The following is a 24487-nucleotide window of genomic DNA, read 5'->3' on the forward strand; positions in this document are numbered from 1 at the left end:
TTAGTTCTTAGTTAAAGATAAAATATTTTCTTCTAGTTGTTTGTTGTATTCACGGAATGCGTAAGGATGCGGTTCATACAGGCTGATCACTTCGGATTCAACTCCTTTGCTATCCTTTACTTTTTTCTTAATTAAAAAAAGTATATAGTCCCCTTCTTGAGGAGCAGCTTTAAGCCATTTCCCGAATAGTTCGGGAAATATTAAGAAGGCGATATCGAATTTTTGTGGGAGTTCCTTCCCGCCCTTTAAGGATTTTAAAATTTCCACATTTGCCGTAACGGAAATGGAATTAGAGGAGATCTTACTTTCTTTCACATTGGAAAGTTTCGCCAAAGCGATAAAGTTAGAAGAATTCACCTGAGATTCCAGACTGGGTGGTGGTGTTAATGCCGAAATCGGTGAGAAAAATAATAGAATCAGTACAAATAGGACCGATACGAAACGTTTTTGCATTTGGAATAACTCCGGAAACAATTTGTTAACGCGGCTTTCCACTCTACTTCGTAACCGGGACCTTTTTCAAGAATTTTCCTTTGGAAAATAATTTATGGGAAATGATATTTTTAACGAGTTCGGGAACTTATTTCGCTCGGACGAGCAAGGAAGGCAAATCTATCGAATCCGGTTTTTCAGGAATTTTAGGAAAGATACCTCTGATCTTAGGAGAATCATCCACCCAGATGAGTGCAGTCTTATATTTCATATCTCCACTATCAGGCTGGATATATGCTTGGACTCCGAATGATCTGGCTAGTTCCAATGCGGCACTTGAGTTAGCAGGTTTGAGCAAAATTACCTTCTCACTTAGTTTGCCGAATCTATCTTTTAGATCTTTGTATCCGTCTTTTTCCGGAGTTAAACTGATAAATACAAATTGAGAATCAATAGGTGCCGATTTATCGAACCAGTTTAGGAATATCTCCACTTCATCCAAATTGTTTTTAGAAGAGTCTAAAAATCCGAAATATAAGAAGGTTTGTTTGCCTGAGAAAACGGACTTTAGGGGAATATTCTCTTGTTTATCCGTAAGGATTACTGTTTCTTCCGGGACGTCTTTCTCCGCTTGGATCATTCCAGGATCGGAATGAGAAAAGAAGAACACGATGATCAGACTGGCAATTACACCAGTCATAAAAAATTTCCAGGCCCCGGATTCCATCTCTAGTTACAATGGACGAAAACTAAGCGGAAATCCGCAGCCATATTCTTAGAATATAGCTTTGAATATATAAGGAATCTTATTCAGAAAAATATTTCCTTTGTGTAAAATATGGAAATATTTAGGCGGTTTAGATCGTCGGGATTAGTTATCGTCCAGTTCGAAATGGACTGGGACCCTATGATTCATACGAGTGGGTCTTCCTTTTGCGTAACCTGGGCTCCAACGAGCCAATCGAATAACCTTAACTGCAGCATCTTCGAAACCGTATCCACGGACAGAAGACTTGATCACCTTTGCATTGATCAAATTTCCTTTTTCATCTACTTGTACTTCCAAATAGATCATTGCGTCCGAGATACCTTGTGCTCTTGCATTCTCCGGAAAATAATCTCTCAAAGAAAAATCAATGATCGGAGTAGGGGCCTTGTCTCCATAAAAAGCGAATAAGAATCCGTCTTTATCCGTACCTTCTCCGCTAATATCGTTCTCTTTGATATCGTTCGGGTCTGGATCTTTTCCTTCTTCGTTGGCACCTTCTACCCATTCGTTCGGATCTTTATGAGTTGGAGAAGTTTCTCCTCCGAGCAATTCGGGAGGAATATCTTGGATATCAACTTCTACATTCATCTCCAATTGTTCGGAATCCACGAATTCCTTTTCTTTGTGAGTGATGTAGTAATAAGTTAAGAATAAAAATAGGTGAAAAGCAAGTGATCCGTAAACACAAATCTCCCAAAGAGAAAGTTCTTTGAGTTTTTGGATTACATCAGTCTTTACTTTTTCCAGAGTCGGATTCATCGATCTAGTTTACCTTTTTACAGATAATGCGATTTGATGCACGCCTGCTTTTTTGATCTTTCCCATCGTTTCTGCAATTTTGCCGTATGGGATGGAAGCATCAGCAGAAAGGGTGATCCTCATATTAACGCGATACGCGGATTCTCTCTTTAAATGAGCTTCCAATCTTTCAATATCAGTCTCACTTCCTTCTAAAAATATCTTTCCATCTTTGGACATTGCCACCTGAACGGTTTTGGCAAGATTTGCATCCACCGCGTCCGCTTTAGGAAGATTGATATTGATGGATTCTTTTTTTAAGAAGTTCGCGGTAACCATAAAGATCACCAAAAGAACCAAAATTACGTCCACCATCGGAGTAATATTAATACTGCCGATTTCTTCTCCGTCTCCGGAAGAACTTTGACCTGCCATAAATTCTCCTTTCTAGAAATCCTCGGTTTAACCTTTCCGAGACAGGCTTGCTAAAAATTCTTTGGAAAGAATTTCCAGATTGGATTGGATGATTTTCAATTTTCTAGTGAAGTAGTTATTCGCCATTACTACCGGGATCGCGACAGCAAGACCGACTGCAGTTGCGAGTAGGGCTTGTGAAATTGTTCTCATTACCACTTCTCCCGCTGCGTTCCCCAGTGTTCCTAATTTATAGAATGCGCTGATTACTCCGAATACTGTTCCTAATAGTCCGATAAATGGAGCGTTGTTTCCTAATGTATTAAGAATAGAAAGTCTTGTTTCGAAACCGACTCTTTCTCCGATCATTTTTCCTTCCATCAATTCGCCCAGGCTTTCTTTTCCACCTTTGGAATGTTCGGAGGAGAAGTCCGCAAATCTTGCGTAAACATTCTCCGGATAATTTTCTGAAAATTTAGGAGCTCCGGAAAGGTCTCCCTTTCTTGCGGTTTGGATGATTTCAGGTAATACGAAGGCGGAGTCTTTCGTATTTTTAACGAATATGATCGCTCTTTCTACTACAACGGCTACTGCAAGAACACTCGCGATCGCCATGATCACAAAGATCGCCGTTTCCATGTACCCGATAGCAATTTCAAAACTCATTTTATAGTTCCTTCTTAATTTCTGTTTTTTTGTCTGATACGATCCCAGTCATTCTGTTTTTGTTCCGAAATTTCGGACTTAAAGTTCTGGTTCTGGCGAATAAAGTTCTTTGCAATTTCTAACACAGCCGAGGGTTTCAATCCCGGAATTAGAAATGATTTCGGAACCTTCTCCGCTGCAATCGTTTTCAGATCCGACCCTGGACCAATAGGCTTCGTTACAATTAAAAATACATTCTTGGACTTTGGAATTTAATCCAGACATCTGTTGTTGGGTCAATAATTGACTACAATACGATTCATAATTCTTAGCAGTTCCTCCGGAGAATAATCCGGAAATTTCAGTCTCTCCAATTCCTTTTAAATCTTGGGAAGTTGTTAAACAATCTTCCGCTTCTTGCATGGAAGACTTACAAGCTGCAGACGGATTTGCGGAATAATTTAAGAGAGATTGTAGGACGAGCGTGCTTTCGTTAGTGGCCTCCGGAGAATATTGAGAACAGTATGAGAATACAACTAGGGCGGAGAATAATCCGAACCAATGTGTATATACTTTTCCTAAACTCCGGACCTGCATTAGAACTTAACCTCGATACCTACGTTAAAGAATGGAATGATCACACCGCCTGGCAAAGGAATTGTTCCAAATGTCGGGCTAGGGCTTGGGTTCGTTTTGGAATAAGGTTTCGTATTATCGAAATCTTCTCCACCCACGTTCTCTCTTAGGTATACGTTTACTATCTCCAGGAAGGTATTTACATACCCCCATTCATAATTGAAAAATCTATCGAAACGGATGTCAAGTCGATGATAAGGCTTTAATCTTCGACTATTGATATATTCTCCAAGGGCCGGGTTATTAGCGTATTGAGGCACCCAATAGGTTTGGCCGTTTGCCGGGTTACTGAACCTTCCCCCGTCATCCCCTACAATAGGAGTAAACGGCCTACTTGTCAGGTAGGACCATCTGGCCCCGAACTGCCACTCTTGGCTCCATCTCCAGCCAAAGACCATATTGATCACATGGGTCCTATCATAGTCGTATAATGTCTCTTTAGAATTCTTATAAAACTCTGCGGCGATTTGGGTCTCTTGAGCGTTTAAAGGAGCGGAGCCCGGGTCAGGGGTGAATATATTATTATTTCTGAATGTTTGGGACCAAGTGTAGGTAATCCAACCAAACCAGTTCCTTGTGCCTGGGCGTGAGTTCTTACGAAGTACTAATTCGTAACCTCTGGACCAACCGGTTCCACTATTGGAGTAGTTCAACTTTTTGTTTGCGATAAAAGGTTGAGCGATCCTAGAATATGGATCCGGATTTGTTCCGATAGGCTCGGTGATATAAGGGTCATCCACGATCAAGCTGGAGTATTCTTGTTTAAAGATCTCTCCTTTGATCTGATAATCACCTTCTAATAATTGTTCTATCCCCCCACCGTACTTGAATACCTTTTCGAAATCCAAATGAGGGTTTCCACTATCCTTATTAAATCTAGTGTCCAGAGGGAAGCGGAAGAAATTACCCCCACCTCCAAAGATAGTAGTTCCTTTTCCTATACCTTCAAACTTATAAGATGCCTGAGCTCTAGGACCGAATGCACTATTATTTACATACGGAATATAATCGTAACGTGCTCCCGGTTCTATATGTAAATTTCCTAAACGGATCTTGGTGGTTAGATAACCGTTATAGTAAGCTCCCTTTGCGGTGATATTCGTAGGGATAGTAGTGAAATCAGGGCTCTGAGTATCATAAGGGTTCGGACTTAAATTGTTCGGGTCTGATTGTATGATACTGGAACCAGTAGAATAATAATTTAATAATCTATATTCTGTTCCGAACTCAGCTGTAAAATATTTGCTCGGATCCCAGAAAGCATCCTGGCGTATACCGTTATACGCACCGCTTGCTCTATTCTTTCCTTGGATAGAACCAAAAGATACGTTAAAGTCGGTGAATGGATCATAACTGATCAGTGTTACACGATTGGAGAATGTATCTATCGGTTTCCAAGTATAGCGTAATGCCTGGGTCCTAAATCCCTGCCCTGAGGAAATACTTGCTCCTGCAAATGCAGCAGTAGAATCATTTGCAGGATCATTCTGGTATTTAGCAGGAAGGTTGGCTGCAAAATCATCTTTAGAATAGAAGGAGTGAAAAGATACTTGGTGATGTTCGTTAAAATTATGAACAAACTTAACCTGAGAGTCTACGAATCTTGGAAGTCTTAAACCTTCCGGAAAATCTGCGCCCAAAGCAGAAGTCAGACCCTGCACAAATCTATCCAAATACCCTACGCGAGCGGAAGCGATCAAATAACCTTTCCCACCGAAAGTAGGGCTCATATAACTGATACTACTGGACCAAGCGGAGATGATCAGATTCTTCTGAGATTTATCCACCTTATCCACTGTATCGATATGAATGACCCCGCCCAACGCGTTATTGAAGTTTGCTGGGAATACACCCGTATAAACGTCAATGGACTTGATCAGGTTTGCGTTTACTACGGCGCTCAATCCATCAAAGTGGAATGGATAAAGTATAGGAAGATCATCCACTAAATATAAGTTCGAGTTCGGATCGGAACCCCGGATCACGTAGTTGTTTGCTCCACCACCGAATGCTGCAGAAGGAACCACTCCTGGAATTGTTTCCAATGCACGTAATGGTTCTCCAAAGGTTCCAGGCATCCTCTTGATCTCTTCGTATTTGATCGTGGTTCTGGAAAGAATAGGTTTATCTCTTTCTGCAGCAACTGTGATCGTACCCTTAGGGACCTTTGCTTTAGGAGATCCTACAGATGCATCAGAACCTCCATCCGTATAAAGAGTAACTGTTTGGCCGGAAGTTTCGACGTTACCTTTGATATCCTGCATATCTTCTACTTTTAAGATACGGAATGTATAAATTCCTGGAGAAGGTACTACAGCATCGAAATAACCTTCTGCATCTGTTCTATAGATCTTTTTGGTTTCGAAAAGTAAAACCTGTGTTTTAGCCTCTCCTTGGTTTTTTTGTCTCGAGAATAACCTGGCTTTAAAAGTTACTTCTGCAAATAAATCCAACGGAGCGATTGCCGCGAGAAAAGCGATTTTGATCAGGACTTTTTTTAACTTCATGGCAATTTAGGATCCACAAATACATCTTTAAAATTCAAATACCAAGGGATCTCTCCCGCAGGTTTATCATAATAGATCCAAAGACAGACTGCCGGATAGGATATGAAAGGGCAGTCCGCTTTTGTGATCGCGATACTACAAAGATCTAGATTCCTTTTTTGTACATCTCCAATCGCAACTGGAAAATGTGGCGGAATAGGATCTCCGCATTTTTTGGAAAGAAATTCTGCTGCAGCATAAATTTGGCTGTTTGCATCTCCCTGAGGAACAGTATCTTCCCGAACACAATCTACCAATAGAATACAAAAGAAACTGAAAGCGAATACACGGGTTTTCATCTTTTACCCGCCTCGTTCGGAGTTACAGGAGAAGGAGATCCGATCACAGTACCTTTTACTTTTAGGACACTGATTGTACCGACTGGGAAAAATAGGTGAGTCTCCTGCCAGTATTTTACCTTGATCAAACTTTTCCCTCCCGGGATCTTTTGAACCGCTTCGCTAAGTGCATAATCCATATTTAATGGATTGGTAACAGGGATGAGTCCGAATAAAAAGAAAACGGAACTTTCTCCGCTAGAAACCCCTAATTCCATATAATCTTTGGAACGAATGATACTAGCAGAGTCAATGAGCTGAGTACTCGTTACTCTGCCGCCCACATCTGCTCTATTAAAAGAACCTGAGCATGAGTACATCGTAAAAAATAAAAAACAAAACAGAATGATAGATCTGAGAAGAATCATGTCGTTTTAGAATTAACGGGTTTTCTTTCTAGGATCCGGGATCTCGTCTTCGAATTTGATCGCTTCTGCAGAGATATGAAGACGGTTTACAGTTAAGAATACAAAGATGGATTTGTCTGTCCAATAGCGGACATTGATTAGAGCATCTGCCTCTTTTTCCTTAGTCAATTCTTCCAATAGTCGATCAATAGGAGGTTCTCCTAGAGGAATTCCAATGATTGCGATATCAAAGGTATACCAGTATTTTGTTCCTTCAACCGGAGAGATCACTTTATACTTTTTATCAGCAACCGGAACAGTGCTAGTTGCAAGTCCAGCGCTAGAAGTAGCACAAGAGATGATAGAAGCGGCTAACAGAAGAGACAAGACTAGTCCGGAAATGCGAGATTTCATATTTTTTCCTTTTCCAATACCGACTCCGGTCTAGGTCAATTTCTTGCTAAAACAGGAGACGTTTCGCGATTGAGGTTCAATCTTTTGTATCCACCATCAATCTCCCAAAAGACATATTTTCCAAGAAAAAAAATTCCATTCGGAACCGGAATCACTATGATGTGGTCGGGACAAATATAGTTTAAGAAGGAGAATATATTACAAAACCGTGATTCTTTGGTTTCGTTGAATGTTTAAATTTGGCTATCTTCGTTCTTATAATACTTCACAAGTTTACGAGCAGTTTGGTAAGAACCTGCCAGTCCTTGGGTTACAAGTTCTTCCGCCTTATGGAAATCATTTCCTAACTTAGAAAAGAAATCATCTAATAACATGGATTGAACTGATTCATGTAACCAATGTTTGGCTTGTTCTTTTCTTTTTTTATCTAAGTAACCTTTGTCTTTGATAGCTTGTATAAAGTCTAAAATTTCAGTCCAGATCTCGGAGATACCTTCTCCAGTAACTGCCGAGCATGTTCTAACTTCGGTTTTCATTCCTGATTCATGAGAAGGCAGAAAATGGACTGCGGAAATTGTTTCTGCTTTTGCACGATTTGCTCTAGCGGTATTTTCTCCATCCGCTTTTGTGATCGCGATTAGGTCCGCCATTTCCATAATCCCACGTTTGATCCCTTGCAATTCATCTCCTGCTCCGGCTATTAAAAGAAGAAGGAATATATCCACCATGGAATTGACTGCGGTTTCCGATTGTCCAACTCCAACAGTTTCTACAAGGATAGTATCAAAGCCTGCCGCCTCGCAAAGAAAAATTGTTTCTCTAGTTTTACGTGCAACTCCACCTAAGGAATCTCCGGAAGGAGAAGGGCGGATGAATGCTTCTTTTTTACGGGAGAGAATTTCCATTCTGGTCTTGTCTCCCAAAATGGATCCTTTAGATAATTGTGATGTGGGATCTACTGCAAGTACTGCGATCTTTCTACCTTGTTCAATCAGATGATTTCCGAAAGATTCTATAAATGTACTTTTACCTACACCCGGGATCCCGGTAATCCCCACCCGGATACTTTTGCCGGAATGAGGTAAACATTTTTCTAATATAGCTTCCGCAAGTTCTTGGTGAGAAGGGAGGGTACTTTCTACTAAAGTGATCGCTCTACTTAATAAAACTATATCTCCAGAGAGAATTCCTTGGGAAAAAGTTTCCGCATCCGGAAGGCTCTTCTTCTTGATAGAGCCTCGGATTTGGGCCTCTTCTTTTCCCTCGGTCTCGGGCATAATAAGATTAGCCTTCTACACTCTTGATCAGAAGTTCTAGGATCTCTGCACCTGCTTTGGAGATCTTTGTTCCAGGTCCGAAAATACCATTCACTCCGGACTTATACAAGAAATCATAATCCTGCTGAGGGATCACTCCACCTGCGATGACTAGGATATCTTCTCTTCCTAGTTTTTTGAGTTCTTGGATCACCTGAGGAACTAAAGTTTTATGACCTGCAGCAAGGCTTGAAACTCCAAGAACATGCACGTCGTTTTCGATGGCTTGTTTTGCTGCTTCTCCAGGAGTTTGGAATAGAGGACCTATATCGACGTCGAATCCCATATCCGCAAAACTTGTGGAAATTACTTTTGCACCTCTATCATGTCCGTCCTGTCCCATCTTGGCGACCATGATCCTAGGTTGTCTTCCTTCTAACTTTGCGAATTTTGCGGAGAGTTCTTTTGCCTTTTTGAAATCCGGATCATCCATGATTTCCTCCGAGTACACTCCTTTGATCATATGAGTGACGGATTTATATCTGCCGAATATTTTCTCCATAGCGAAAGAGATCTCGCCAAGAGTTGCTCTTTTTCTAGCCGCATCTACGGCAAGTGCAAGCAGGTTTCCGGTTCCTGTTTTTGCGGATTCGGTGATTGCGTCCAATGCAGCTGTAACCGCTGCGTTATTACGGTTCTTTTTAAGTTCGTTTAGTCTGCGGATTTGTGATTCTCTCACCGCAGTATTATCGATATCCAGAATATCCAAAGGATTTTCTTTAGAAGGGCGATAACGATTGATACCTACGATCACATCTCTGCCCGAGTCGATCCTTGCTTGTTTACGTGCAGCGGCTTCTTCTATCCTCATTTTAGGAATTCCGGTCTCGATTGCTTTTGCAATACCACCTAGTTGTTCCACTTCTTGGATCAATTCCCAAGCTCTTTCAGCGAGCTGAGAAGTTAAAGATTCAATATAGAAGGAACCACCCCAAGGATCCACAACTCTGTGGATATTTGTTTCTTCTTGTATATAGATCTGGGTATTTCTTGCGATCCTTGCGGAGAAGTCAGTGGGAAGTGCGATCGCTTCGTCGAGTGCGTTCGTATGCAAAGACTGAGTGTGGCCGAGTGCCGCAGCCAAAGCTTCTATACAAGTTCTTCCTACGTTATTGAATGGATCCTGCTCTGTTAAACTCCAACCGGAAGTTTGGCAATGAGTTCTAAGAGCTAAGGATTTGTTATTCTTAGGATTAAACGTTTTAACAAGTTTTGCCCAGAGAAGTCTTCCTGCTCTCATCTTAGCAATTTCCATAAAATGGTTCATACCGATCGCCCAGAAGAAGGAAAGACGAGGTGCAAAACTGTCCACATCCATTCCAGCCTTGATACCTGTGCGTAGATATTCCAACCCGTCAGCCAAAGTATAGGCAAGTTCTATATCCGCTGTTGCTCCTGCTTCCTGCATATGATAGCCGGAGATGGAGATAGAATTGAACTTAGGCATGAAGTCAGTGGTATATTTGAAAATATCCGCGATAATCCTCATAGAAGGTTCTGGAGGATAGATATAGGTGTTACGTACCATGAACTCTTTTAAGATATCATTTTGGATGGTACCTGAAAGTTGTTCCGGTTTTACACCTTGCTCTTCAGCAGCTACAATATAAAAAGCAAGTGTCGGGATAACGGCGCCGTTCATCGTCATGGAAACCGACATCTGATCTAAAGGGATCTGGTCGAAGAGTATCTTCATATCCAGAACCGAATCGATTGCCACTCCCGCTTTTCCTACGTCTCCTAGAACTCTTTCATGATCAGAATCATATCCTCTGTGAGTTGCTAAGTCGAATGCAACTGAAAGACCTTTTTGTCCTGCTGCTAAATTCCTACGATAGAAAGCATTGGATTCTTCGGCGGTGGAAAAGCCTGCGTATTGACGGATGGTCCAAGGTTGTTGGACATACATTGTGGAGTAGGGTCCTCTTAAAAAAGGAGGAATTCCTGCTGCGTAGTCCAGATGCTCCAAGGATTCCACATCTTTAGGAACGTACACCGGTTTGACCGGGACTTTTTCTGGAGTATTCCAAATTGTTTCTTCTAATTTAGAAAGTCCTAATTCATCCAAGGCCTCTTTAGACCAGGATTCGAATTTAGTATCTCCTGTTACTGGAGTTCTGTTAGGGGAGAATGTAGGTCTTTTCATTGGATTCCCATCCTTTTTTGAAGATCGGAAAGTGTTTCTAATAGATTGGATCGAACATGGATGAATCCGTTAACACCTGCAGATTCCAGTTCTGAAAGGATTTCTTTCGGATAACCAGCCACATAAACGAGAGGCTTAGATTTTAGTTTAGGAAGGATTTCCTTCACATACGATGTTACTTCTTCGTCGGAACTACAAAAGACTAGCATCTGAGGATTTTCTTTTTGGATACCTGAAATCGCTTCTTCGGAAGTTTCGTAACTTCCTGGATCGATTACATTAAATCCTGCACATCCTAAAAAGTTCAAAGAAAAGATCGCTCTTGCCTTTTTCATCTTTAGGTCGCCTAAAGGAAGAAGCAGAACTTTTACTGAAGTTTTGTTTTTAGTTTCGTAGTCTTCCGTTTTCATCCGGATCTCTTCGATTGCATCTCCTGCAAAAAATTCAGGAAGAGCTGAAACTTTGAGTTCGTTTGCCGAGGAGGCAATTCCGGAAGATTTGATATTTTTATTTAGGTCTTTGTTTTGGATCTTATCTTTAGAATTCGGATATTGGTTTGTTCCAAGAAAGATCTCTTTACGAGTAGAATAATTCTCTTCCTTCTTCTTTCTGGATTCTAAGATAGAAGTTTGGATCTTTCCGGATTTCAGGCATTCTAAGAATCCGCCGTCCTTCTCCACTTCAGTAAATAATTTCCAAGCTTGTTCGGTGATTTGATCCGTAATCGTTTCTATATAATAGGAACCGGAAGAAGGATCGGCCACCTTATCCAAATAAGATTCGTGCTTTAATAGTAACTGCACATTTCTTGCGATCCTAAGAGAGAAAGAGTCCGCAGGTTGTAATAGATGATCGAATGGAAGAACATTGATTATTTCCGCACCGCCGATCGCGGCAGAAATTGCCTCAGTAGTTCCTCTCAAAATATTATTATGAAGATCATAGATCCCGTAATTATACCTTGCGGTTTCTGCTTCGATGAATGGAAGAGAAGCTTCTCCCTTATCAGAAGAATAAGAAGAGAAAATTTCTGCCCATAAAGTCCTTGCCGCTCTGAACTTTGCGATCTCTAAGAAATAATCAGGACCGATCGTAAATTGGAAAATCGTCTGAGAATTTACTACTTCCGGAGAAACACCTAGTTCTCCTAAACGAAATAAGTATTCGGAACCAAGTGCGAGAGTATAAGCAAGCTCTTGGACAATTGTAGAACCGCTGTCTCTAAATGTAGAAGAATGAACTGTAAGTGCTCTGAAATTTTTCCATTTGCCTGCAAGTTCTGTCAGGATCGGTTTTAAAGTTTCCGGGCTATGTCCGCCTGAATGACCTTGTCTTACGAGAATTCTGTAAGGATCGTAACCGAGTCCACCCACAAGAGTTTTGTTTCTAGGAAGCCAGGAATAAAGTTCGGGAGATTTTTCTTCTGCTACAAAATGAAGAGTGATTTCGTTTAGAGGCAAGCCTTCCAATAAGAATGCCAGATCCTTTTCATTCTTAATTTGGATCCCTTTTCTTCCGGAACCAACATCTGCGAGCACCAAACCTAATGCAGAAACTCCATTGCCGATTGCTTCTACAGCTAATTCTTTTGCGGTTTTTAGATCGGGAGTATCGATGTCTTGTCGGATACTCCAATCATTTGTAAGTTTACGGGTAGATCTAAGATAAGGAAATTTTCCGGGAAGATTGGAAAGGAGCCATTCCTTTCCTTTTAGATTTTCTTTTCTATAAAACGGCTGGATCTTAAATCCTTCTTGGGTTTCCCAAACCAGTTTTTTTTCGAAGTCCGCACCTTTTAAATCTTTCTGGATTAGGTTCGTCCATTCTTCGGTGGAAACCGGTGGAAATTCGGAGAAAAGTTTTTCTGATGCCATTCGATTTGCCGTCAGGCTCCTTCTTTTTTCGTTTTAAGATAATGAGGAATAGAAGCGAGTATGGAAAGTGTAAGAGTTCCTATGATCACCACCAAAGAGATCTCGATAGATACATGGATCACTCTTCCGAAAACATAACCTGAAAACGCAGGAAGAAGAAGTTTTACTCCCACAAATGCGAGAAGTAGAGAGACTCCTTTTTTCAAATACACAAACAGTTCCATTACCCCGCCGAGTAGGAAGAATAAAGATCTGAGTCCTAATATCGCGAATACGTTAGAAGTATAGATAATAAAACTATCTTGTGTAATGGAGAATATCGCAGGGATAGAATCGATTGCGAAAAGAATATCGCTGAATTCCACGACGATCAAAATCAAGAATGTGGAAGTAAAAAGAGTTTTTCCATGTTCTTTTACCAAAAACTTTTCCGGATGGAATGTTTTGGACATCGGAAGGATTTTACGGGCATACTTCAAAAGTTTCATTTCTTCCGGATCGAAATCTTCCTCTTCGTCATGGAAGAACATTTTCCAAGCAGAATAAAGAAGTAAGAATCCGAAGATATAAAGTATCCATTCGAATCTGGAAACAAGTTCCGCACCTGAAAAGATCATCGCTGCTCTGAAGATCAATGCACCTATGATTCCCCATTTTAGGATCATTGGCTGGTACTGGGATTGTATCCTGAACTTTCCAAAGATCATGATGAATACAAAAAGATTATCCACGGAAAGTGAATATTCCAGAAGGTATCCCGCTAAGAATTCCAGGGTTTTTTGTTTTGCGAGTCCCGGGTTCGTCGGGTCTTCGTGAAAGATATAAACTAAAAGAGAAAAACTAACTGCAAGAGTTACCCAGAACAAAGTCCAGTATCCCGACTCTCTGAGAGAGAGTTTATGGGCTCTTTTATTCATTACGAATAGGTCCAAATAAATCAAAAGGCCTACTACAACGGAAAAAATAAGAAAAAGTGTAGAATCTTTTTGGCTAAACGAGATCATCGCAGCTTCCGAGGCCCTATTTGGGCCTTTGAAAGACAGGTTCCTCGGTTTGGTCTGGAAGACAATCCCAAATCACCGGGTGTTTAGAGATTAGGAGCTCTTAATGATTTATATTATATTCCCGATTTTGGCCCTTGTTCATTTGGGAGTTCTATTTTTAGGTTCGGACATATTTTTAGTTCGTTTGATTTCCAAAATTGTTCCCATTCTATATTTAATCGCGTTAAGTGTGGGAGAAGGAAGATGGAAAACCCGTGCAGGAATTTGGCTCGGGATAGGTCTCGTATTTTCACTCGGAGGAGATACTATCCTAGCTTTTCCGGACAAATATTTTGTTTTCGGTTTGGGTAGTTTCTTGATCGCCCAGGTAGCATATTCCGTTAGCTTTTCTTGGGGAAATCCGGTACATTTCTTAAGATTAATCCCGTATGTGATTTTTGGTGCTTCTTATTTTTATTGGCTTCTTCCCGGGATCGCTCCTGCGTTAACCATTCCGGTCGCGGTTTACGTTTCCGCAATTTGTGTGATGGGTTGGAGATCCGCAGCGAGAGAAGTTTCTTCCAGAGACAGATGGCTTGGAATTTTAGGAGCGATCAGTTTTATAATTTCCGATTCAATCATCGCACTCGGACAATTCACTCCGAACAAACTTCCTTTCCACGGAGTTTGGGTGATGTCTACTTACTATTTAGCTCAATTTTTAATCTATCTTTCTCAGGAAGAAGAGGAATAAAATAGAAAAAATATTATTGAACCGACTTGAAAATCCCCTAGAATTGTCGCGACCGGAGTATGCAGAATGAGTATTAAACCTTTAAAAGAAACTACATTTTTGGAAGCTGTTGCAGCTGCGATCCAGCATGAGAAGGACTACTTCGAATTTTACATGGATACGTACGAAAAACTTCCTCCGGGAAGAACTAGGGAATTATTCGAAAGACTCGCAGAGGAAGTGGATGAACATATCAAATTCATCACTGAAATTTATAAAGTAGCGGAAGGAGCCGAACTTCCTAACTTAAAACAATTAGCTGCTATTCATAAATTCCACCAGAGTACTCTCCAAAAGATCATGAATAAGGTGGAGCGAACTATCACCGGTTCCGGTTCTAAAGACGCTCACGAGGCGCTGGAACTCGCAATCAGAGAAGCTGAGAATTCTGTGGCTTTCTACGAAAAGCTCACTACTAAATTCGAAGATTCGAATATTAAACTATTGTTTTCTAAACTAATGGATTATAGCCATAATTACCAATCTTTGTTAGAGGCCGAATTGAATTCATTCGACCAGACTCGTTCCGCAGGCGGAGCATACTTCTGGGACGAACAAGCGGAAGAAGTAGTCAAGGCAGTAGGAAATTCTAAACCGAGCGGCAAGAGTTCTAAAGGTTTAAAACCTTCTAAACCTGTCAAAAAAGCCGCGGCCAAAAAAGTAGTGAAGAAGGCTGCTCCTAAAAAAGCAAAGGCAGTAGCTAAGAAAAAACCTGCCGCCAAAAAAGCTTCTCCTAAGAAAAAGGCAGCCAAAAAGAAAAAGTAAGAACTAGAAAACCGGGAAACATTCGATTCCCGGTTTTGATTTCACGGTCCTAAGAGTTTAAACCTTTTGGAAGAAGTTCTTAAAAAAGAAGTTTTCCCTCCTAAGGATAGATCCAATCTGGCCTCGAGATGAAAACGAATCCTAGTCCGGATTGGACCAAACTACAACATTTGTACCCGGTAAACCGGGAAATGATCTGGTTAAACAATTGTGGGACCACTCCTGCAAACACGGACACCTTACATGCGGTCAATGAATACTTGCAAGGTTACGCTGCCAGAGGCGGTAGTACGGAAGTACGCAAATACCCGACTGTTAAAAAAGTAATCCGCACCATTCTGGCAGAACTATTAGGTGTAGAAGCGGAAGAACTTTCTTTAATTCATCATACAAACGAAGGGATCGGATTTATATCCCTGGGTCTTAAGCTCAAAGCAGGGGATCGTATCCTTCTTCTGGAAAACGAATATCCTTCTAATATTTATCCTTGGGAGCATTGGAAAGAAAAAGGGGTCTCTATTTCTTTTGTGCCAATGGCGGAAACTCCGGACGGATTTTTGGAAAACTTAAAATCTTCTATCACTCCTGATGTAAAAGTAGTGAGTCTTTCTGCAGTGCATTGGTGCACAGGAATGCCTTTCCCATTAGAAGAGATTGGAAGTTTTCTGGCCGAAAAAGGGATTGAGTTCGTTTTGGACGGAGCCCAAGGTGTGGGACTTCTTCCTGTAAGACCTAGAGAAATGGGAATTTCTTATATGGCTTTCCCTGCTTGGAAATGGTTACTAGGACCTTTAGGACTTGGAGTTTTATACATTGCTAAAGAGAAATTGGAGGGCCTAAATTTTCCGTTCAAGGGCACAGGTTCCGTAGTAAACGACGAGGTCTATTTACCTTATAGAGAAGAGTTAAAAGGCACGGATCGTTACGAAATTTCTACAGTGAATTTTATAGATTGGGTCTATTTCCAATCCACATTAGAAATGCTTCATAAAGTAGGTTTCCATAATTCTATGGAAAGGATTTATGAACTCGCGGACTATCTTTCTGACAAACTGAGAGATGCAGGTTGGAAACTTGCTTCCGACCATTTCCCGGATTTTAAAACCGGGATCGTTGTCGCAGAAAAAGAAGGACTCTCCATGGAGAACGTAGTTTCCAATCTCAAAAAAAACGAGGTAATGTGCGCACTTCGTTTGGGAAGAGTCCGTTTTTCTCCTCATATCTATCTGGCCAAAGAACAATTGGACAGGGTAGTGGATCTAGTTTCGAGATAAGAACTTGGCTTCTCTTTTTGAAAAGGCAGCTTTATTATTTCCACTCTGGGTCATTTGTGGTGTGACATTCAGTTGGTTTTTTCCATCCGTTCTTCACGGATTTAAGGGACCTTGGATCACTTACAGTCTAGGACTTACGATGCTTGGAATGGGGATCAGCCTAAGGGCAGAAGATTTTACCAGAGTATTCAAGGCTCCTAAACCAATCTTAATTGGTGTGATCGGTCAATATACGATTATGCCTTTGACCGGTTGGTTTTTGGGGAACTTCTTCCAACTTCCTGCTCCTTTAGCAGTCGGCATCATAGTAGTTTCCTGTTGCCCAGGCGGGGTTGCTTCTAATGTAGTTTCCTTTTTGGCAAGAGGTGACCTGGCGCTGTCAGTTACAATGACTGCGATTTCCACGGTTTTATCCGTAATCATGACTCCTCTTCTCACATTATTTTTAGTGGGGAATAGTGTGGGAGCAAATGCTTCCGGTTTGTTTTTTGATACGGTCCAAGTAGTGATCCTTCCGGTGATACTTGGAATTTTATTAAATCGTTATACTCCTAAATTTGCGGAGAAGGTGAAAATCGTTTCTCCTTTGATCGCAGTTATCCTTATTACTTTGATCGTTGCCTCCATTATAGGCTCCGGAAAAGAAGCGGTAATCAGTTCAGGACTTCATTTAATTTCTTCCGTGTTTTTGCTCCATATCTCCGGATATTTTTTCGGGTATTGGGCGGCATATTTTGGGACCAAATCTTTTGTAGTAGCTCGCACAGTTTCTATAGAAGTGGGGATGCAAAACAGCGGATTGGGAGCTGTTCTTTCTCGGAACAATTTTTCAGACCCTTTGGTGGCGATTCCGGCAGCAATTTCCAGTTTCGTGCATTCTTTGATCGGAAGTGTTCTCGCGGGTATTTGGAGAAGGTCCATTCCGCAGGAAGAAGGGGAAAAATCGCTAATTTCGACCGATCTTCCTTGATTTTTGGTCGTTCTTTTTTTTTATAGCATAATCAGTCCGAATAGTGTAAACTGAGCGGCCATTATTTTGGCCTAAACTCGGTAAATTCCTGTTTAGACCAATCTTAGCTAAGAGTATCATCCGTCATGAGAGAGATCATTAAGCTTTCTTGCCAAGTTTGTAAGAAAAATTCTTACTTCCAAACCAAGAACAAAAAGGCGAAATCCGAGAAATTGGTAACGAAAAAATTCTGTAAATTTTGCCGTGCCCACGTCGAACATAAGGAATCTAAGGTATAATTCCGAATCCAGATGGTGACTAAAAAAGCTGCATACGATAAAAAGGTCCTGAGTGAAATATCGGACCTTCTTTTGGAGAGAAAAAACTCTCTATTGGAGAAGTATGCGAAGTGGGAAGATAATAGCAAACCTTCCGGCCTGAAAGAAATGGGAGATATCGCAGATATCGCATCGGAAATCAATGAAGAGATGTTGAGTTCTGTTTTAACCGAGTCAGAGATCGAGACCATCCGAGAAATCGACGTGGCTCTCGAGAAAATCGAGGACGGTTCCTATGGCATTTGCGAAGGGACCGGCAAAAAAATTCCTTTAGCCAGACTAAAGGCAATTCCTTGGACTCGTTATACTGTAGAATACGCCGAGGCTGTTTCCAAACACAAGGCTTCCGGCAAAAAAGGTCCACTTTCGGCTACATTGACCGGGACCTATAAAATTCCGTCCGATCCAGATTCTCTGGACGATTAATTCTCCGCGCCTCATCCGACCTATTTTTTTAGATTGAAATCTACTCGTTTTCGGCGAGCATTTCCAATTCGTGCCAAATCTTTTCGCCCGATTGAGGCCTCTTAAAACTCCTACCTTTCTTACACTGATCTTAACAGTGATCTTGTCCTACCTATTGCTACGCTGGACACTTGTAGTAAGAGATCCGGATGGGAATCTTGGAATTGTATGGATCCAGTTCCTGGCTGGATTACTTCCCAATCTTCATCATAGAAAGTCGGGTAGAATGTTCACTGCGGCATTCGCGTTACTTTCTCCCGGATTATTGCTCTATGGAGAAGGTGGATATTTATACTTATCCGCTTTATTTGCCGGGGCGATTTTTGGGATTTTCCTGAGACAATATATCTCCACTTTTTACGGTCATCCTGCAAATGACGACGACCCAGTATTAAGATATTTTTATATAAACCGTCCTTATAAGAATTCTCTCGAATTCACAAAAAATCCTAGAACCGCGTTTTTGATCTTAGCGGTATTTTTGCTTTTGGATAGGCTACTTGCGTATTTTGGAACGGATCCTTTGACTTCTTGGATCTTGCAGGATACTGAATATTCTTCCGGGATCTCTTCGAAGTATGCGTTCGCATTGAGCTTGGACAGTATAGGCTCATGGTTGTCCGCATTCTTATATTTCTTTGCAGAAGAAACAAGTTCTCATGATACAGATCCTCCTGGAAAACATTGGAGAACAGGGATCACTGCAGGTTTTACTGGAAATTTAATTTTAGGTGCGATCCAAGGACTTGCTCCTTCTACTGATTTTCCTTTTACCGCAGGGAATGCGGAAACATTCGGAGTCTCCGCATTTTTTCCGGACGCTGCTTCTTTTGGAATAGGGATGCCGATATTATTCGGATTTTTCTTCTATCAGATCCATAGTAGAAACTGGAGAATCTCTTCCAGAGTTCTATTAAGTCTAGCGGTATTCATTGCACTTGGGCTTGCTGGAAAATACCAAAGCTCGGGTTATTGGCTTCTGATCATTTTCCAAACCGCATTAGTGATTGGACTTACTTACCAAAGAGGATTCAGAAATCCGATCTGGAAATATTCTTTTATTCCATTTGTCGTACTCGGGACAATCTCCGTTTTGGTTGGGGTATTTTTTATAGGTGGGATGGACTGGTCCTTCACTCCTTGGCAATTGATTCGCGAAGATGCGTCTAACGCATGGACCAAGGGAAAAACATTCTCCAAAATGTTGGAAATTTTCTGGAAGGATGGTTGGATCCAGACCTTATCCGCATGGAATTGGTTTAAAGAAGCTCCAGTATTCGGACAGGGATTCGGCGGATTTGCACTTCATTGGATCGAATCTGGACCTAGAGGAGCTTATCCTCCAAACGGAACCCAGGACTTTGCATTAAGTTCTTGGGTTTTCCTTCTTTCAGAAGGTGGGATCCTGTTCTTCCTTTTGTTCTTTGTATGGATCGGTCTGGAATCGTTTACTAGAACTTCTTATTGGTTTTTGCCACTTCTATTCTTTCCAGTTACTTTCTATGAACCTTGGACAAGCGGCGCAGGTATATTAGGTTTTCTTATAATATGGTTATTAAGCGCTTCCGGACCTTCTACCCGAACCCTGCCTAAATGGTGGATGGTTCCTGCATTCAATTTGGTTTGTTTATTATTCGGTTTGGGATTAACTGCAAAAGCATTCATCCGACAATCTTCCCAATCGCAAGGGCCTGAATTCAGATACGAAGAAAGAAAGACCTACCAACTTTCCGCAAAGGCAAAATTCCAGGAGAAGGCCGGGGGAAGATATCATTCTTTCCGTTCCGGGACTTCTTGGATATTGGGTGATAAAGGGAATATCAGTATTCGAATCGCTTTGGACGAAGCTCCTAAGGCAGGAAAGCCGGTATATATCCGTTGGATCTTCTCCGACCAGAATGGCGTGGAATTACAATCCAGAAGCACTCCTTTGAATACTACAGTGAACCAAGTAGGTTTAGGAGTTCCTGCAGGAGCCAAAACTTTAACTGCAAAGGTGATGAGGATTTCTTGGTACCAAGCGGGTCCGTCTGAGTTCTATATTGGGACCGACGATTTTGACGGTTTGAATCGGATTCGTTAAGAAAACGCATCTAATGTATTTCTATACTGTTGTTTTATTCTGATAAACCATCTCCAGGCTAGAAGTCCCCATGGAATCCTTGGAAATCTATACAGCGCACCACTTTCGTGGTTTGGATCTTCCGGTCTGAAATTTTTCCAGACTGGAACAACGGGAATCTTCTCGAAATTTTTCCCGGCTATATAAAAGGAAACTGTGGTTTCTTTATTTAGCTCCGGCTCTCGGATCACTGGAGAATAAAAACCTTTTCTGGAAAGTGAATAGGCAAGACTCGGTTCTTCATCTCCTTCCGGTCCCAAGTTTACGGAAAGGAATAAAGGAATTTTTAAAATTCTCTCTCGGAAAAAAGAAGGATTGATCATACCTCTAAGTAGAAATAAAAATCCAAGCCAAGCAGGATATTCCATGAATAACGTGATAAATTCTAAAGTGCTGATGTTCGCTAAATAGTACGGTATCCATTCAGGAACGAATAGATAAAAGTTCAGACAGAAGATAGGAACTCCAAAAAGTAAAACTGAGATAAACGATCGAATCGTAGAAAGGTTCCGTAATAAAGGGATTTCTTTTATACTCTCTTTAGATTGGGCAGCTCTTAACCAAGAATCATATCTGGAAAATTTACGGATCATGGAATAATCATCCACATATAGATTTTCTGCCTGTAATAACTCGAACGGAAGAGTCACTTCTGCTTGGACTACGAGTAATTCTAAGGTCAAAAAAGAAAGCCCTAGAATTAAAGGGATATAAACTGTACCTAGTCCTCCTTGTATGAGTAAGAAGTTATAAAACCCGTGAAGAATTACTAAAAAGGAGAATGCAGATATCAAATCTAAACCTGAAAAATTTCCTTTTCTAGATTGTAGAAATTTTAATATAAAAAAACCTAATATACCTCCTGAAAAAGTGTGGAATGGCAAAGAAGTCCCGGATCTGAGTAGGCCTTGCCAAAAATCCAGTTTAAAAGAATAGAATACATTCTCTATACAACCGAAGGAAGCTCCTAAAGTCAGACCGAAATATAATCCATCCGCAAGATTGGAGGAATTTTTCATCTGCTTTAAGAATAGAAAGATTAGGATTGCTTTGGAAGTTTCTTCCGGAATAGCTCCTGAGAACATTGCTTTGGAGAATGAGGAATAATTCTCGAATAAATCGAATACTCCTACTTCCCAAGCAAGAGCGATCCCAGTTGCGATCATTCCATAAAAGAATGCAAATGTTGTGAATGTATTTCCTTGTCCGGAGTAATAGGTTTTACGGTAAAAGTCCCAATAAAACCAGGCAGCGAGAATCGCAGAGATCGGTTTGCCTAAATATATCCAATTTTCCATTCGCTTTAATAAAAAAGGCGTCGCCCGACAATTTTAAGCGACGCCTTTCAATCCGCAATATTTGTTAAGCGGGTGTTTGTGTTTTACACGACTAAACTTTGTTTTTTTCTCAGGAAATAAACTGCAATTCCACCTGCGATCACTAATCCAAGTGCATAGAAGATCGCAAATTTTTTCACAGATAGAAATAAATAACCTAATAAACTACTATCGCTTGGAACAGGGAATACCTTGGACTCGTTGGTCACATCATAGTACCAAGTTTTGTATTCTTTTCCACCGGAAGATACCCAAAGATTGAACTCAGAATATCCCGTTTCGGAAGGTTTTCTAATATCGTAATTTTCATACGGGTATTTCCAAGCTCCCGGAACCAAAATCGCCCAAGGAAATCCTGTGATGTCCAGATATTTGTCCGTTCCATTATTGTTTTTATACAATCCAGGGAAATGGATCTCTTGTTTAGTATTGATCACATATGCATACAGATCGTAAGGGAAGGATCCTAATTTAGATCTTTCTACAGGAGCATTGAATACGATCTCCACAGTTGCGATAAATCCAGGTTTGAATACATCACCAGGGTGGGCGTTCTGTCCACGAATGGTTTTGTTGGAATCTTCAAAGATCTGATAACCTGATTTTAGGCTGGCAGCAGTGACGTTTACTGTGTTAGTTGCAACTTCTACTTTTCCGTTAGCTTGGGTCAGATTATAAGTGATAGAAGCACCTACATCCACAGGCAATTTGATATACAATTGGTGTTTGTAGCCTGCACCTTTAGCAACGTGTTGGTATTTTCCCCTGAGTCTTACGATTTTTCCGGAAGAGTTTAGATCTTCTTCATTTTTGAATTGGATCACATAATCGTTAAAATCTGCATCGCCTGGGGAAGGATATAAATCCTCATAAGCAACGGTGAATACTCCCTCTGCAGGATAAGTAATTTCTGTGGAACGGGTCGCATCGTTCGGATAGATATCAGTATTATCAGGTACTCCATCTCCGTCAGTATCTGTTATTTGAACTGTAGGAAGATTTACTTCATATCTAATCGTTCTGTTGATCCCAAGAACGGATTGTAAGCTGATATATTGGGAAATAGATTCTCCGCCTATCGAAATATCTACAGTGATATTTCCTACGGAAGTCGGAACAGTTAATGTTCCGGTCACTTTTCCGGAAGAGTCGGAAACACCTTGGAATAGTATATTATTATTTTCATCATATACTAGAACAGTAGCTCCGGAAACCACATTAGACTTATTATCCAATACGGTAAGATTCAAAGGGATATTGATCGTAGTATTATAGTTAAAACTAGGTTCCCCTTTCGGATCTTCTACCACCACTACAGCTACTGTAGGTGTTCCTGAAGAATCGGTGGATCCTGATCCACTATTGGAACCGTTTCCTGAATTGGAATTAGAACCTGTGTTTGAATTATCGGAAGAAGATCCTGAGTTTCCGTTATTAGAGGACCCATTGGATGTATTGGAATCTCCGGAGGAAGAATTCGAAGAGCCGCTAGAATTATTGTTGGAAGAAGTATTATCTCCAGAACCGGAGTTAGAAGAAGAACCGGAACCTGAATCGGTAGATCCAGAACCAGAGTTGTTTCCACTCGCAGTATCAGAAGGAGAAGAACTAGATCCAGAATTGGAATCATTAGAACTTCCTGAATTTCCGGAAGAAGAAGATCCGGACGTATTAGAAGAATCTGAAGTATTCGAATTGTTTGTATTGGAAGAAGTTTGATCGGAAGAACCGCTATTGGAACCGGATGACCCAGAACCACTATTTGAATTTCCGCTTCCTGAATTAGAATTGGAATCTGATGGGGTAGTGGTGGAACCTCCGCTATTATTAGTATTGTCTGCAGGCGGGGTTACGGGATTTCCGGAACCATCTCCCGGAACAAATACTACTCCAGGACTACCACTGTTTCCCGGAACTCCTCCGTTTGTGGTATGTTGGCTACCTAAGAAAAAAAACGGCAGTAATAGGCCATTTTTCTTATGGCCACAGTTATAAATGAACCCGGCAATCATCGCCAAGGCTAGGAACTTTTTCATGAAGGGTCTCCCCACTCTAATCTCTTTACCTTAGGAGACGGGGTGAAAAGGATTGGTACTACGGTCTATTAGGTTTTTTTCCTATATGAAGAACGCTATTCCCGAATACAAAATTGGTATATCTAACTTTCTCAAAACCTGTTTGTTCCAATTTGGATTTTAAACCTTCTTGGTCCGGGTAATAAAGAGAAGAGACCGGCAAATAATCGAACATTTCGTTTTTACCTCCCCAGAGTACATAACCGAAAAGAGGAACGATCCTGAAAAAATAAAAATCAGCAAATGCTTTTATAAAAGGATTTTTAACCTTTCCCACGTCCAGGTTTGCGAATACTCCGCCGGGTTTGAGAACTCTATAAATTTCTGATAAAGCCTTATCTAGATCGTTCACATTTCTTAAACCGAAACCGATGCTGACTGCATCCAGGCTTTCACTTTTGATCTGAGAAAGATTTGTGGCATCTCCCCATTCTATCTTGACTCTGCCTTGATTGATCGGTCTTTCAAGTCTGGTCTTCGCGACTTCTAACATGTTTTCGGAGAAGTCCAGGCTCAATAAAGATTCCACTCTTTGGGATCTTTCTAGACGGATGGAGATATCTCCAGTTCCGCAACATAAATCTAAAACTCGAATTGGCCCTTTGGTCTCAGCTTCGATCTCTTCTACCAGTCTATTCTTCCAAGATCTATGTAAGAAGAAACTACTACAATCGTTGAAACGATCGTACTTGGAAGCGATCCTGTTAAAATTTACTCGAACGAAATCCGCCTTCGTATCTGAAGAAGGCATTTGAAAAGAGGCCATTTCCC

24 protein-coding genes are annotated in these 24487 nt (G+C 41.0%); 7 read left to right on the top strand and 17 right to left on the bottom strand.

From position 1 onward, the window contains the following. From EHO58_RS00965 to EHO58_RS01030, 14 genes are all read right to left on the bottom strand, one after another. On the bottom strand, positions 1 to 453 hold the full coding sequence (locus tag EHO58_RS00965; protein ID WP_135626816.1) for an LIC_20196 family exoprotein: 453 nt from the start codon (positions 451 to 453) through the stop codon (positions 1 to 3). 127 nt (positions 454 to 580) lie between these two features. Next, entirely contained in the window at positions 581 to 1132 is a 552-nt protein-coding gene (locus EHO58_RS00970; protein WP_244241024.1) for an SCO family protein, read from the bottom strand. A 171-nt stretch (positions 1133 to 1303) separates the two neighbouring features. Beyond that, positions 1304 to 1960, bottom strand: coding sequence for an energy transducer TonB (locus EHO58_RS00975; RefSeq protein ID WP_135678067.1), 657 nt, complete (start codon positions 1958 to 1960; stop codon positions 1304 to 1306). Positions 1961 to 1969: 9 nt separating this feature from the next. Next, positions 1970 to 2374, bottom strand: a complete 405-nt coding sequence (locus EHO58_RS00980) for an ExbD/TolR family protein (RefSeq protein ID WP_135626813.1) — start codon at positions 2372 to 2374, stop codon at positions 1970 to 1972. Positions 2375 to 2401: 27 nt separating this feature from the next. Then, positions 2402 to 3019: a MotA/TolQ/ExbB proton channel family protein gene (locus tag EHO58_RS00985; protein WP_135626812.1), complete on the bottom strand. Its 618-nt coding sequence runs from the start codon at positions 3017 to 3019 to the stop codon at positions 2402 to 2404. 78 nt (positions 3020 to 3097) lie between these two features. Then, positions 3098 to 3595 carry a hypothetical protein gene (locus EHO58_RS00990; RefSeq protein ID WP_135678068.1) on the bottom strand — a complete coding sequence of 166 codons (498 nt, stop codon included), beginning with the start codon at positions 3593 to 3595 and terminating at the stop codon, positions 3098 to 3100. Continuing rightward, a complete protein-coding gene (locus EHO58_RS00995; RefSeq protein ID WP_135626810.1) occupies positions 3595 to 6141 on the bottom strand; it encodes a TonB-dependent receptor plug domain-containing protein in 2547 nt (848 codons plus the stop codon). Before EHO58_RS00995 ends, EHO58_RS00990 begins: the two co-directional genes overlap by 1 nt. Beyond that, the gene (locus tag EHO58_RS01000; RefSeq protein WP_135626809.1) at positions 6138 to 6479 is read right to left on the bottom strand and encodes a hypothetical protein; all 342 of its coding nucleotides are present in this window, start codon (positions 6477 to 6479) and stop codon (positions 6138 to 6140) included. The genes EHO58_RS00995 and EHO58_RS01000 overlap by 4 nt, the downstream gene beginning before the upstream one ends. Next, on the bottom strand, positions 6476 to 6886 hold the full coding sequence (locus tag EHO58_RS01005) for a hypothetical protein (protein ID WP_135626808.1): 411 nt from the start codon (positions 6884 to 6886) through the stop codon (positions 6476 to 6478). Before EHO58_RS01005 ends, EHO58_RS01000 begins: the two co-directional genes overlap by 4 nt. Before the next feature lie 12 nt (positions 6887 to 6898). Beyond that, positions 6899 to 7279 carry an LIC20211 family lipoprotein gene (locus tag EHO58_RS01010; protein WP_135626807.1) on the bottom strand — a complete coding sequence of 127 codons (381 nt, stop codon included), beginning with the start codon at positions 7277 to 7279 and terminating at the stop codon, positions 6899 to 6901. A 233-nt stretch (positions 7280 to 7512) separates the two neighbouring features. Then, entirely contained in the window at positions 7513 to 8556 is a 1044-nt protein-coding gene (meaB, locus tag EHO58_RS01015; protein WP_135678070.1) for a methylmalonyl Co-A mutase-associated GTPase MeaB, read from the bottom strand. 7 nt (positions 8557 to 8563) lie between these two features. Further along, positions 8564 to 10741, bottom strand: a complete 2178-nt coding sequence (scpA, locus tag EHO58_RS01020) for a methylmalonyl-CoA mutase (RefSeq protein ID WP_135678071.1) — start codon at positions 10739 to 10741, stop codon at positions 8564 to 8566. Next, complete coding sequence (locus EHO58_RS01025) at positions 10738 to 12615, bottom strand: methylmalonyl-CoA mutase family protein (protein WP_135678072.1); 1878 nt, start codon at positions 12613 to 12615, stop codon at positions 10738 to 10740. The genes scpA and EHO58_RS01025 overlap by 4 nt, the downstream gene beginning before the upstream one ends. An 11-nt stretch (positions 12616 to 12626) precedes the next feature. Beyond that, the gene (locus EHO58_RS01030; RefSeq protein WP_135678073.1) at positions 12627 to 13619 is read right to left on the bottom strand and encodes a TerC/Alx family metal homeostasis membrane protein; all 993 of its coding nucleotides are present in this window, start codon (positions 13617 to 13619) and stop codon (positions 12627 to 12629) included. Positions 13620 to 13722: 103 nt separating this feature from the next. On the opposite strand from EHO58_RS01030, the gene EHO58_RS01035 reads away from it, so the two are divergent. The 7 genes from EHO58_RS01035 to EHO58_RS01065 all read left to right on the top strand — a co-directional run bounded on the left by EHO58_RS01035 (position 13723) and on the right by EHO58_RS01065 (position 20265). Further along, entirely contained in the window at positions 13723 to 14352 is a 630-nt protein-coding gene (locus EHO58_RS01035) for a lysoplasmalogenase (protein WP_135678074.1), read from the top strand. Positions 14353 to 14418: 66 nt separating this feature from the next. Next, positions 14419 to 15156 (top strand): ferritin-like domain-containing protein, encoded by a 738-nt coding sequence (locus EHO58_RS01040; protein ID WP_135678076.1) that lies wholly within the window; start codon positions 14419 to 14421, stop codon positions 15154 to 15156. A gap of 128 nt (positions 15157 to 15284) precedes the next feature. Then, positions 15285 to 16430, top strand: coding sequence for an aminotransferase class V-fold PLP-dependent enzyme (locus tag EHO58_RS01045; RefSeq protein ID WP_135678077.1), 1146 nt, complete (start codon positions 15285 to 15287; stop codon positions 16428 to 16430). A 4-nt stretch (positions 16431 to 16434) separates the two neighbouring features. Then, on the top strand, positions 16435 to 17400 hold the full coding sequence (locus EHO58_RS01050) for a bile acid:sodium symporter family protein (protein ID WP_135678078.1): 966 nt from the start codon (positions 16435 to 16437) through the stop codon (positions 17398 to 17400). Between the two features lie 125 nt (positions 17401 to 17525). After that, on the top strand, positions 17526 to 17678 hold the full coding sequence (rpmG, locus tag EHO58_RS01055) for a 50S ribosomal protein L33 (protein WP_010514486.1): 153 nt from the start codon (positions 17526 to 17528) through the stop codon (positions 17676 to 17678). A 12-nt stretch (positions 17679 to 17690) separates the two neighbouring features. Next, positions 17691 to 18143, top strand: coding sequence for a TraR/DksA family transcriptional regulator (locus tag EHO58_RS01060; RefSeq protein WP_086445833.1), 453 nt, complete (start codon positions 17691 to 17693; stop codon positions 18141 to 18143). A gap of 154 nt (positions 18144 to 18297) precedes the next feature. Next, on the top strand, positions 18298 to 20265 hold the full coding sequence (locus tag EHO58_RS01065) for an O-antigen ligase family protein (RefSeq protein WP_135678187.1): 1968 nt from the start codon (positions 18298 to 18300) through the stop codon (positions 20263 to 20265). On the opposite strand, the gene EHO58_RS01070 is transcribed toward EHO58_RS01065, so the two are convergent. From EHO58_RS01070 to EHO58_RS01080, 3 genes are all read right to left on the bottom strand, one after another. Next, positions 20262 to 21602, bottom strand: coding sequence for a PrsW family glutamic-type intramembrane protease (locus EHO58_RS01070; protein WP_135678079.1), 1341 nt, complete (start codon positions 21600 to 21602; stop codon positions 20262 to 20264). The genes EHO58_RS01065 and EHO58_RS01070 overlap by 4 nt on opposite strands. An 83-nt stretch (positions 21603 to 21685) precedes the next feature. Then, positions 21686 to 23677 (bottom strand): LruC domain-containing protein, encoded by a 1992-nt coding sequence (locus EHO58_RS01075; RefSeq protein ID WP_135678081.1) that lies wholly within the window; start codon positions 23675 to 23677, stop codon positions 21686 to 21688. Positions 23678 to 23735: 58 nt separating this feature from the next. Beyond that, positions 23736 to 24482 (bottom strand): ubiquinone/menaquinone biosynthesis methyltransferase, encoded by a 747-nt coding sequence (locus EHO58_RS01080; RefSeq protein WP_135626796.1) that lies wholly within the window; start codon positions 24480 to 24482, stop codon positions 23736 to 23738. Positions 24483 to 24487: the final 5 nt, after the last annotated feature.

The organism is Leptospira selangorensis, assembly GCF_004769405.1.
Lineage (GTDB): Bacteria > Spirochaetota > Leptospiria > Leptospirales > Leptospiraceae > Leptospira_B > Leptospira_B selangorensis.